An 11,609-nucleotide genomic window follows, 5' to 3' on the forward strand; every position below is an offset into this window, starting at 1 on the left:
GGAGGCTTAGGCGTCTTATGAAGTAGAACAATCGGCAGCATTTTTTCCTGCCGACTACCCATGAACAGATTAGCGCTCACTTTTCTAGCCAGCCTCTTTTCCCTTGCCCTAACCGCCCAGGCGATTATGGGGCGGGTCGTGAATGAATACGACGAACCCGTTCCGTTCGCCAATATGCTGATTCAGGAACTCGGCACCGGCGCCATCGCCGACGGCGAGGGCAATTACTTCTTCAGCTTTGATACCGAAGGAGAATTCGGACTCGTGTTTTCCAGCCTCGGTTACGAGTCCATCCGGCAGCGGGTGGTCATTCCCTCCGATACGCTGTTGCTGAACGTTCGTCTGCACACGGCCGAGCTGGCCCTGGAGGAAATTACGGTGAAAGCCTCCGCCAAGGATCCGGCTTACGGCATTATCCGCAAGGCCATCAAGGAAAAAGACCGGCACCTGCGCGCCGTCGCCCCCTATCGCTCCACCATTTACGTGAAGGCCGTGGAGGAAATTGAGCGAAAACGAGCCCCTAAAGAACCGGCCGTCGAGCTTGCTTCCACCGTTCCGGTCGATCCCTTTGCCGCCGAAGAACAAGCCCGCAAGGCCCTGGTGGACAACCTCAACATGGTGGAGATGCAGGTGCGGCTCAACGTTGCACCCCCCAATCAGTACAAGGAGGAGCGGCTGGCCTATCAGGCCTACGGAAACGTCGCCGGTTTGTTTATTCCGCGCTTCGCAGAGACGGACTTCAACTTCTACCGGAACATGGTTTCCCTGCGGGGAATCGCCGATGCTCCCGTGATTTCTCCCATCAGCTCCACCGCCATTCTTTCCTATAAATACAAACTGGAGTCGACGGATCTGGAGGGCAAGCAAATAGTTTATAAAATCAAGATCATTCCCCGAAAAAGTGGCAATTCAACCCTCGAGGGAACGATCTGGATCAACGAAGGTAGCTGGACGATCAACCGCCTGGACGTATCCTTTCCCACCGCGACGCTGAGGACCTTTGATGACTTCCGCCTCGAACAGGTGTACGCCCCCGAGAACGACACGGAAGAATGGAAACTGAAACAGCAGGCGTTTAACTACCGGGCCCGGCAGGGCAAGCGGCTCACCTTCCGGGGCGTTACTACCCTGAGTTACGGCACCTACGAAGCCAATTATCCCTTCCCCCCCAAGTTTTTCGGTAACGAAGTGGCCGTCACTACCCGCGAGGCCTACCAACGCGATAGTGCATACTGGGAAAGCGGAAGAACGGTGGCCCTGACGGATAAAGAAGCGGCCATGGTAGCAGTCCAGGACAGCATCACGGCCGTCGTAAACAGCAAGGCCTACCAGGACAGTATCCAGGAACGCTACAATAAGGTTACCTTCCTGGAGTTGGCCTGGGAGGGTGTGGGACTGAGAAACAACGCCCAAAAGAGTCACCTTTACCTGGGGTCGATGGGTGAACTCATTGACTTCAGTCCCGTCGGTGGTTGGCGACTGGGGCCATACGCCTCCTACTTCCGCCGATTTTCCAATGGGCAGATCATGAACGTATCCGGCACGGCTAACGTCGGCCTAAAAAACGGTGACGTCCAGGGGAACTTTGATGCCTGGTACCGGTACTCCCCCTTTAAGCTGGGCGATATTTCCGTCAGCGGCGGCCGCAGCTTTGAGTCCATCAACCAGTACGATGCCTACCTGAACCAGCTGCGTCCCTCGAACTACATTCTGCACGACGCGCTGCGGATGCGCCATTCGATTGAGTTGCTTAACGGGCTCACCCTCTTCACCCAGGCCGAGATCAGTGACCGGCAACCGATTACGGGCATTGAGACCAGTTCGTTCCTCACCGATATCGTCACCGACGAGGAGGAAATCCTCGACTTCGATCCCTACCAGGCCTTCATCACCACGAACGCCATCAGCTTTACTCCGGGCCTCAAATACATGCGGGAGCCCGACCGGAAAATCAACCTGGGCAGCAAGTGGCCCACCTTCACCCTACTCCACCGCAAGGGGTGGTCGGGACCACTGGGGAGCGACATTGACTTTGACCTGGTGGAATTCGCCGTGGAACAGGATATTGTGTTTGGCACGCTGGGCAACACCAAATACCGGGCCCGGGCCGGTCAGTTCATTAATACGGAAGACCTGCGTTTCGTAGACTGGAAGCGGTTCCGGCAATCCGACCCCATTTTGTTTTCGGACCCGCTGCACTCCTTTCAGTCGCTGGACACGGCACTGAACACCACCAATCGCTATTTGGAGTTTCATCACATCCACCACTTCAACGGTGCGCTCATCAACAACATTCCCCTCCTGAAGAAAACCAAACTCAAGGCCGTCGCCGGTGGGGGTGTCATGTGGCTCCCCGAAGAGAAGTTCCGTCACCAGGAGTTATTCTTCGGTGCGGAGCGGGTATTCAAAATCGGTGCCCGACGCAGGCTGCGCATTGGCGCCTACGGGGTACTGGCCGATAGTTCGAACGGCAAGCCCAACACGGCCTTCAAGATCAGCTTTGACCTGATCGACCTTTGGAAGCGTGACTGGAGTTTCTAGCCTACGGATCTATAAATCCAAAGCTTCTAACTGGTTGCCCAGGGTAACGTCAATCATCTGCGCTTCCAACTTTGCGTACTCCTGAGGATATACGGTTTCGGCGAAGACCCCATCCCTAAGCAAATGAATGTTGTCGCAAATGTCCCGCAGGGTGGCAAAGATGTGTGAGGAGATCAAAACGGTTTTGCCCGAAGACTTGAGCTGCTGAATGATCGCCGAAATGAGGATGTTACTCTGGATGTCTACGCCGTTAAAGGGCTCATCCAGGATGAGCACATCATTTTTCTGAAGCAATACTCCCAGCAGGGCAATTTTCTTTTGCATTCCGGTGGAGTAATTCGTTACGTATTCATCCAACGGCAGGTCGAAGATATTCTTCGCCTCCAGATCGGGTACGGGCAAGTTGCGGGCCTGGACCAAAAGGCGCAGGTATTCCCGCCCCGTCATTCGGCTGAAGAAGTAGTTTTGGGTCTGCAAAAAACCAAGCCGGTGATGAAAGTTGGGTTGATCGGAGGAAATCTCCCCCGTAAACTGGTGCAAACCGGCAATGCAGCGAAACAGCGTAGTTTTACCCGCTCCGTTTTCACCGATGATGCCGTACACCCCTCCCGGAGAGAAGGTGGCCGTAACGCCCCGAAGCACCTGATTTGACCCAAAATGCTTGTTTACTTTATCCAGCGTGATCATGGGAGGAATAACATTAGTTTGGCCCGGGCCTGGCGGTAGAACAGCACGAAGGCAACAATCATTAAGGGGGGAATAATCATGGCCACGGCCATCAGGAAGGCACGACGCAGGTCAATCTCCTCCGGATAGGCGGCGTACTTCGCCACCACCATCAGGAGGATATAGGCGAGGCCCAGGAGGGTAAGTGAAAGCGTTAGCCACCACTCCTCGGGAAAAGCGTAAAGCACGTAAAGGAGCAACGGTAGGAGCAAAATGAATGCGTGCCTGGCGGCCATCCGTAACTTTCTGTTCAGGAAATCCTGGGGAGAAAGGGTATGTATCCAGAGGAAGAAGGCGGGTTCCGGCTTTCCGTAATACCCCATGGCGACAAAAGCCGGCAAAACCATGGCGAATACCATCAGGGAGTAATTATCGGACTGATGCCCCATAACCGCAAGAAAACAGCACCCCAGGTACCCAAACCAGGTTTTACGAATACCCACCGCGAATTCAAAGGGCTCCCGGGAAAATGGGGTTGGCAGTACCCGGTTGACGCTGGAGAGGGCCGGTAAAAACACCATGACGAGGCCAAGCAACAACTGAAGGAAAGCCATTCCCCAAAGTCCCCGTACGAGGAAAAAAAGCAGAAAGGGTGCCACCAGTAACCCATTTTCCGCCAGTCGTATTTTCCGGTAGGTGGACTGGTGAAATTGAAGAAACAGAAAATCATTTCTCGCTTGCCCGCCTAACTGGGCCAAGGGTATAGTACCAAACGCGAGAAGAAGGTAGGGAGCAAATTCCGTACGTTCCATGAGCATGCTTGCCAGCAGGAAAAAAGCTACCGGCGCCAGCAAGAGTGCCGCCACGGGCGGCACCCCCCAGTCCCGTAACTGACGGCTTATCCGCCGGAACTGCAACTCAAAGTAGTGACGCATTCACCAAAGGTAAGCAGGTGGGATCAGTGGGTACGGATCTCGGCAATTTTTGCGGCAGAAACGCCATCAACGATGGTACGGTTAATCATCGGATGGTCCTCGTCCTGCGGACCGAAATCCGAATCGGGATGGTAGGCGATCACGGTCAGTTTCTGACCGGCACGGGTACGGAAACGGTGCGTTCCCTCGGGGTGAATGATGAAAATTTTTCCTGGTACGAGATCGTACTCCGCTTCGGGCGTGACGCAGGTGCCGGCTCCTTCGATGACCATCCCAACCCGCATTGAGGGGTGCGTATGGGCGGTTTGGTCAATATTCTCCGGAAAGAAAAGGGCATTCAGGCAGGGATCCCCCATCTTTACCGGAGGCACCAGCAGAGAGTCCGTGCAGCCATCGATGTACTTCAGGCGCCCCCAGTTCTCTACGGGGCCGCCCAGGGAATCCATCCCCGTAAATCCGATTCGCTCAATCACGATGCCCCGACCGCCAACTACGGAAAACCCGTCCTTGAAGCAAAAATACTGGCGGGCGTTCAGTCCGTAAGTGTTGTTACTACTGGTTACCGTGGTGGGGCCTTCGAAGATGTAGCCGTAAAAGGTGGAGCCGGGACGGTTAAAGGTAGTTTCCTCCGTCCAGGCGTGTAGTTTGGTGGGGTAAGCATCCGAGCTGTAGTCAAATAATAGTCCGTTGGCGAAGTCGAACTCGGAGTAGGCAGGCTGAAAGCTCATACGATTTGCTGGTTTTTAAAGTGTTTATGAAAGGTCTCAATCACTGGGTTAAAGTCTTCGGTCATCGCGATGCGATACCGTGTCGCTCCCTGCTGCCGCCGATCGAGGATCACGTGCTTCAGGGAAGGCTCTTTGGTTTTGTGGGTCAGGTATTCTTCGTCACCCGTAAAGTCGTAGATGTACGCCTTGGCCGCCTGCTTGTAGCTGGTTAGGCCCGCGCAGGCCCGGTTGGGGTGGTTCGCTAAACTCCAACGCTGAAAGCCTTCGTCGCGGAAAAAGTGGTGGGTCCGGTTAAAGACCGCGGCCACGTCGTCGCGAAAAGTAAACACGGGCAGGCGTAAGCTTACCTGCTGCCACTTCAGGGAGTAGTTCAACCACCAGAAGAGCTCAAAGGTGGTCCGCAGCGGCTGCTCGCTGGCGGCAAACTGCGGACGGAGGTACTCCATCAAAATGTCCACTTTGCGTCCCTTGCCAAACTTGTCGAAGAGGTGCAACGGCAGCACGTCCTCCCAGGGCTCGAAGGCCAATCCGTTACTGATGAAGGGCAGCAGCTTGTCGCTGCCGAATAGCTGGTCACCGTGTTCCCCCGTGACGATCAGTTCCCGGCTCCCGAAGTGATTGGTGATCGGGGCGGGTACCTGCTGAAAGGGAAGTTTTCGCAGAATATGGTTACGAAAGAACAGGGGGTACTCATTGATGGACACCATGTTGAGTAGCGGAACCAGTCGGTGATGCTCTGCTGGTGGCAGGTTCTTAATCAGTGCGATGAGGGCCACGGTAGAATCGATTCCACCGGACCAGAGCACCCTGATCTCGCGGTCTTCCGCCAGCGCCCGCTGCACAATTTCCCCAGCTACGGCATCACAGGTGGCGGCAAAGGCCGCGTTGGGGTCGAAGGCTTCGTCCGCCGGCGGGGAAGCCGGGATGGGGTCGAGCACGCGGTAGTCGAATCCCTGGTCCAGGGTTCCCGTGCGATCCATGATGCCACAATCAAAAAATTTGCAGGCCAGCACGTAGGCTTCGGGGAGCTTTTCCCCGAACAGGACGCCCGATTTCCCGCGGTGGGAATTAATAAAAATGACGCTCATTAAGCCTCGGTGGTTAAGAAGTCAGATAATAAGGACGACGTGAATTCCGGTAGTTCCCGGTGGCCTTTGGCCAGCCGGGAGAACTGATCCCCCAGGGCAGGACGTAAGGCCATGATTTGCCGCAAATCCGTTTGCATTCCGCTTCGCCAGTGCCGCAAAATATTGGCATCAATGGCCTCCTGCTCCCGCAAGAAATCTACCTGAAGCATCAGCTCAAAGTAGCGTCGGATCAGGGAGTTTATCCCTACTTCCACCCGTCGGTTGCGTTTATCCAGTTCCAGCAGCAAAATGATCTTTGCCGACAGATTCGCCCGCCGCTGATCCACCTTCAGCAGCAGGTCGTACCGAACCTTGTTGCGGCTCCAGACGAACTGTCGGAATCGAAAAAAGCCAAAGTACAAACTGAGCAACCACCCCAGGGCGGCCAACAGCAGGAGATAAATATTCTGGGTGGACGTCAACACGCTTACAAGGACGGAAGAACTTTTGGTCCGTTGCAGGATTTCGTCAGAAAACTATGTCGTCCACGGATGATTTTCTCTACCGACTTCCCTGGCTGAACCGAGTATTCCATTGCACCCGTACCGGCTGAGCCGAGTATTCCGTTACACTTCACGCGCCGTCGCCCAACTCCAGCAAATGAAATAGCCGATTACCCCAAAGGATAACCGGCTATTCCAAAATTGTAATGGAATCGATGGAGAAAGTAACGGCCAATTGAACCGCCGGGGATTGAACGGACCCTTGAGTCCCTCAATCCTTCTCTCCCTCAATCATTCATTCCTTCCTTCAATCATTCAATCCTTAGTAACGGTAGTGCTCCGGCTTGAAGGGACCGTTTTGCTCCACGCCGATGTAGGCGGCCTGCTCTTCGGAAAGATCCTCCAGTTCTACCCCGATTTTGGATAGGTGCAGGCGGGCGACCTGCTCGTCCAGGTGCTTGGGCAGCATGTACACTTTGTTTTCGTACTTGTCGCTGTGCTGCCAGAGTTCCAACTGGGCCAACACCTGGTTGGTGAAGGAGTTGGACATTACGAAGCTGGGGTGACCGGTGGCACAACCGAGGTTCACCAGTCGGCCTTCGGCCAGCACGATGATGTCGTTACCGTCTACGTTGTAAAGGTCAACCTGGGGCTTGATGTTGTCCTTGGTGTCGCCGTAGTTAGCGTTCAACCAGGCCATGTCGATTTCGTTGTCGAAGTGGCCGATGTTACAAACAATCACCTTGTCCTTCATGGCCTTGAAGTGACGTTCGGTAAGAATATTGAAGTTCCCCGTGGCGGTAACGATGATGTCGCCACGTCCGATAACGTTGTCCATGCGCTTGACTTCAAAGCCGTCCATGGCGGCCTGCAGGGCACAGATGGGGTCGATTTCCGTTACGATCACCCGGCAACCGGCACCGCGCAGACTGGCGGCCGTTCCCTTACCCACGTCACCGTAGCCGGCCACGATGGCCACTTTTCCGGCCATCATCACGTCCGTAGCGCGGCGAATCGCGTCCACGGCGGATTCTTTACAGCCGTACTTATTGTCGAACTTGGATTTGGTTACGGAGTCATTCACGTTAATGGCGGGCATCGTCAGCGTACCCTTCTTCATCCGCTCGTAGAGACGGTGAACGCCCGTAGTGGTTTCTTCACTCAGGCCACGGATACCTTCCACCAGTTGGGGGTAGTCATCCAGTACCATGTTGGTCAGGTCACCGCCGTCGTCGAGGATCATATTCAGGGGCTGACCACCTTCGAAGGCGTGCAGGGTCTGCTCGATGGCCCAGTTAAATTCTTCCTCGTTCATCCCCTTCCAGGCGAAAACGGGAATACCGGCGGCGGCGATGGCGGCCGCGGCGTGATCCTGGGTAGAGAAAATATTACAGCTCGACCAGGTTACTTCCGCACCGAGTTCCACGAGGGTCTCGATCAGGACGGCCGTCTGGATCGTCATGTGGAGACATCCGGCAATCCGGGCGCCCGCGAGGGGTTTCTTGGCTCCGTACTGCTCGCGCAGGGCCATCAGGCCCGGCATTTCGGCTTCGGCCAGCTTGATTTCCTTGCGGCCCCAGGCCGCCAGGTTGATGTCTTTTACTTTGTAATTGGTGCTAGTTTCGGTAGCGGGCATAATTTTCTTTGGATTTTGGAAGGGCAAAGGTACGAATAATTAATGACTGAATATCAGAAGGATTGGGGGATTGAATGTCAGATATTCCCGGGTTAATTCATTTTAGAAGGCGACGGAGCGCAGGTGCAATCATTAACTTATTGTAACGGCGTGCAGGCTGCCAGGTCTATCCAAAAGAGAATGGAATTATCTTGCGCCAAAGCCGACTACCCTATGCGATTTTCTTTTCTCTTGCTCTTATTGAGTGCTTACCTCGGAGCACAAACTCCAGCCTTCACGTCAATTGGTGCCAAAGACCAGACACACCACGAGACCCTGCATGACCTTTTTCTGTGGAACAACCAGCCAAGGGTGTTGATTGAGCAGGAGTTACCGGAGGCTTTTACCCAGGTGATGCTCTTTAATATAAGCATTAGCGCCTTCCTTGGCTTCCGTTTTCGGAGGTGGCTACCATTACTCTTGTTACACTACCAAAAGATTGAGGCGAAAGAAGCAACTTTTTCTTTCCCTCATTATATTTCAAGTACGGCCCCTTCATCAAAAAGGATTAACCGAAAATACAACTAAATAACATATGGACCGCTACGCCTGCCTCGACGGATACCGTGACGAAGCCGGACGCTTCACCCAGCTTCCCGGAAAACGCCAAAAGATCAAGCAAGACCTGATGTTGGAATCCCTCGCAGAATACTTCCGGCCCGGCCTCCGCTACTCGGAAAAAGAGATCAACGAAACGCTCAATGCTCATCACACCTTTAACGATCCGGCCACCCTCCGGAGGATGATGTTTGGCCGCAAACTGCTCAATCGCACGGTGGACGGGCGGGCCTATTGGCGGACCTCTAAATAGTGATTCAGGCCCGTCGCTTACCTTTACCGGATGCTGCGCCATCACTTATACTTTTGCATTTTCCTCCTTTTTGCTTTACCCTCCTGCCATCCGGAGGGGATCGAGGATTCCCCGATTGTCAACCGGCAGGTAACCGTTGACCGCAGCACCCTCAATGTCGTCGTAAAGGGACGGGGGCCAGCCTGCCTGGTGATCGGCTCATCCGTCTATTACCCCAAGACCTTCACCCAAACCCTCACGGATCACCTTACCTGCTATTTTGTCGATCTCAAATGGTTTGCCGCGGGATATCAGGAAGAGAATTTAGACACCGTTACCATTGCTTCCATTGTCGGGGATGTTGCACAGATTCAGGAAGCCCTCGGGCTCGCAAAGCCCGTATTAGTTGGTCACAGTATCCACGGGACCATTGCCACGGAATACGCTAAAGTCTACGGCGATCAACTTGCCGGATTAGTGGTGATCGGATCCCCAACGGCCTGGGGTAACGAAAAATACACCCTTCACGCGGATTCCCTCTGGGCCACGGCCTCTCCGGAGCGCAAGGCACTCAAGGAGCAGAACATGGGTAATATCTCCGCCATCGACAAGTTGACGGGCCAAGAGGAGGCTTCGGCCAGCTACCACAACGACGCTCCCCTCTATTGGTACGACGCTCATTATGACGCCCGCTGGCTTTGGGACGACATGACCGTCCACTCCCCGGTTACCCAACACCTCTTTACCACGGTATTTGCGGACTACGACATGTTCTCCACCGCGTTTACCCTCGACTTGCCCATGCTCGTAGCCATGGGTAAATACGATTACGTCATTCCCCACACCCTATGGCCGGATACTCATGAACAACTTCCTCAATTGACGCTACACCGTTACGATAGCTGCGGTCATACCCCCCAGCTTGAGGTCCCCCAACGATTTGATCGGGATTTGCTTGCCTGGTTACGGGAGCATGAATTGGCGGAGTAAGTGTAATAATTAGGGCGCGGAGCGTGAAGTGAAACGGAATACTCGGCTCAGCCGGTACAGGTGCCTGACATATTTGAAAAGGGAGCAATACAGCACTCGATTTTCCACTTTTGTCGTACTTCTACATATCTACTCGGAAGTCCAAAATTCGACCCCAAAAATAGGTGCGTTATGATGGAATCCAGGGACAGGGACCCGTACATCTTGCTCCGATTCTCCATCTTTGTCGTACTTCTACATATCTACGCGGAATCCCGAAAAGTCAGTCCCACAAACCAGCTTTGGTAAAGTAGGATTGAAGGATGGGGTTAGCGTATTTCGTTCCGGCTTTCCCGCCTTTGTCGTACTTCTACATATCTACGCGAAAGTTCAAAATCCCGCCGTTGAAAGTGGTTGTGGTGCGGGGCGATTCTCTGGCGTACAGACGTATCTATACATCAAGCTTTCCCTTCTCCTTCAACCACAAAAAAAACGGCCCCACCGGATCATTCCGATGGGGCCGTTCGTCTATCCGTTTCGGATAGTGGTCGGTTCGCCTAGCGCACCACCACCATCTTCTTCGTAGCCGTAAAGTCACCGGCCGTGATCGTGTAGCTCAGCACACCGGCAGCGCCACCAAGCTCACTTACGTTCAGCTCGATCACGTTGCGACCAGCAGCGCCCTCCAGTTCACGGACCAGCACTGTGCGGCCCTGGATGTCCTGGATGTTCAGCGTCACCTGACCGGCAGCAGCCAGCGTGTAGGCAATGCGCGTCGTTTCCGCTACCGGGTTGGGCGTGTTCTGCTCCAGACCGTTGATCGCCTCCGTGATCGCCAGATCACCGAAGTTCAGGTTCAGAGAACCAGCGCTTCCGTTAGCCGCCACACCTTCACGTACCGTGATGGCGTCCGTCAGGCTTACCGCCTCACTCAGGCGCATCGCCTCCGTAGCGCGTACTTCCACCTCGATGGTCGCCGCTCCATTGAAGGCCATGGCGATCATTCCCTCACCGGCACGGTTTAGGTTCATCGCTCCTTCGCCTTCGTAGGCTACGTTGACCAGCTCCAGACCCGCGGCCAGCTCCAGGGTACCCTGGAAGCCCGCCAGCTCACCGTTGCTGATTTTTACCGTGTGCGTCTGGCCCGCGGCCAGTTCGGCTTGCTCCACATTCAGCTCAAGTGCAGCACGGCCGCCAGCGCGCACCACGTTACCCAGCTCAACGCCCACAAAGTCCGCATCCGTCACGTTGCCCTGCAGGTTGTTCACGTTGTACACCTCGGGGAAGGTAACCATCCAGTTACCCGCCGTCAGGTTGTAGTCCGCCTCCACGAAGCGCCACGTAGCACCCGCGGGGTTCAGATCATCGGCCAGGCCAAGGATCACCCGGCGCATCGCCACCAGGTCGAAGATGTTCACGTCTGCGTCCATGTTGACGTCGGCCGCCACGTGGTCGTAGCCCGTACCCAGCAGGTTCGAGCCCAGGATGTGGTTCGTGATCGCCACGATGTCCGTCACCGTCACGTTGCCGAAGTCGAAGGCGGCGTTGTAGGCCGGGCTGGCCGTGTAGTCCGCATCCACCTCCAGGTTACCGAAGCTGAACTGACCGTTGGCTGCCGTGGTCACCGTCTCGTCCATGTTGTTATCACCCGTAAGCGTTACCTCAACGCCACCCATCACGTCGTCGTCCTGGGTAGTGATCAGACCAGAGAGCGAGCCACTGCTGCCCTCACACA

At 55.0% G+C, this 11,609-nt stretch carries 11 protein-coding genes; 4 read left to right on the forward strand and 7 right to left on the reverse strand.

Annotated elements, in window-relative coordinates:
• The first annotated feature begins 60 nt into the window (after positions 1-60).
• A complete protein-coding gene (locus E1J53_RS21485) occupies positions 61-2,541 on the forward strand; it encodes a DUF5686 and carboxypeptidase regulatory-like domain-containing protein (RefSeq protein WP_134272197.1) in 2,481 nt (826 codons plus the stop codon).
• A 9-nt stretch (positions 2,542-2,550) separates the two neighbouring features.
• On the opposite strand, the gene E1J53_RS21490 is transcribed toward E1J53_RS21485, so the two are convergent.
• From E1J53_RS21490 to ahcY, 6 genes are all read right to left on the reverse strand, one after another.
• The gene (locus E1J53_RS21490) at positions 2,551-3,228 is read right to left on the reverse strand and encodes an ATP-binding cassette domain-containing protein (protein ID WP_134272196.1); all 678 of its coding nucleotides are present in this window, start codon (positions 3,226-3,228) and stop codon (positions 2,551-2,553) included.
• Complete coding sequence (locus tag E1J53_RS21495) at positions 3,225-4,142, reverse strand: hypothetical protein (RefSeq protein WP_134272195.1); 918 nt, start codon at positions 4,140-4,142, stop codon at positions 3,225-3,227. Before E1J53_RS21495 ends, E1J53_RS21490 begins: the two co-directional genes overlap by 4 nt.
• Positions 4,143-4,165: 23 nt before the next feature.
• The gene (locus E1J53_RS21500; RefSeq protein WP_134272194.1) at positions 4,166-4,870 is read right to left on the reverse strand and encodes a cupin domain-containing protein; all 705 of its coding nucleotides are present in this window, start codon (positions 4,868-4,870) and stop codon (positions 4,166-4,168) included.
• Positions 4,867-5,958 carry a hypothetical protein gene (locus E1J53_RS21505; RefSeq protein WP_134272193.1) on the reverse strand — a complete coding sequence of 364 codons (1,092 nt, stop codon included), beginning with the start codon at positions 5,956-5,958 and terminating at the stop codon, positions 4,867-4,869. The genes E1J53_RS21500 and E1J53_RS21505 overlap by 4 nt, the downstream gene beginning before the upstream one ends.
• A complete protein-coding gene (locus tag E1J53_RS21510; protein ID WP_134272192.1) occupies positions 5,958-6,422 on the reverse strand; it encodes a hypothetical protein in 465 nt (154 codons plus the stop codon). The genes E1J53_RS21505 and E1J53_RS21510 overlap by 1 nt, the downstream gene beginning before the upstream one ends.
• Before the next feature lie 340 nt (positions 6,423-6,762).
• Positions 6,763-8,076, reverse strand: a complete 1,314-nt coding sequence (gene ahcY / locus E1J53_RS21515; protein ID WP_134272191.1) for an adenosylhomocysteinase — start codon at positions 8,074-8,076, stop codon at positions 6,763-6,765.
• Between the two features lie 213 nt (positions 8,077-8,289).
• On the opposite strand from ahcY, the gene E1J53_RS21520 reads away from it, so the two are divergent.
• The 3 genes from E1J53_RS21520 to E1J53_RS21530 are packed head-to-tail and all read left to right on the forward strand — an operon-like array spanning position 8,290 to position 9,895.
• On the forward strand, positions 8,290-8,643 hold the full coding sequence (locus E1J53_RS21520; RefSeq protein ID WP_154640269.1) for a hypothetical protein: 354 nt from the start codon (positions 8,290-8,292) through the stop codon (positions 8,641-8,643).
• Between the two features lie 7 nt (positions 8,644-8,650).
• The gene (locus E1J53_RS21525; RefSeq protein ID WP_134272190.1) at positions 8,651-8,926 is read left to right on the forward strand and encodes a DUF2087 domain-containing protein; all 276 of its coding nucleotides are present in this window, start codon (positions 8,651-8,653) and stop codon (positions 8,924-8,926) included.
• Positions 8,927-8,956: 30 nt separating this feature from the next.
• Positions 8,957-9,895, forward strand: a complete 939-nt coding sequence (locus E1J53_RS21530; protein WP_134272189.1) for an alpha/beta fold hydrolase — start codon at positions 8,957-8,959, stop codon at positions 9,893-9,895.
• A gap of 536 nt (positions 9,896-10,431) precedes the next feature.
• Here the strand turns inward: E1J53_RS21530 and E1J53_RS21535 are convergent.
• On the reverse strand, positions 10,432-11,609 hold a 1,178-nt coding region (locus E1J53_RS21535), incomplete at its 5' end, for a T9SS type A sorting domain-containing protein (protein WP_154640270.1).

The sequence above is a fragment of the Lewinella sp. W8 genome, assembly GCF_004375085.3.
Classification (GTDB): Bacteria; Bacteroidota; Bacteroidia; order Chitinophagales; family Saprospiraceae; genus Neolewinella.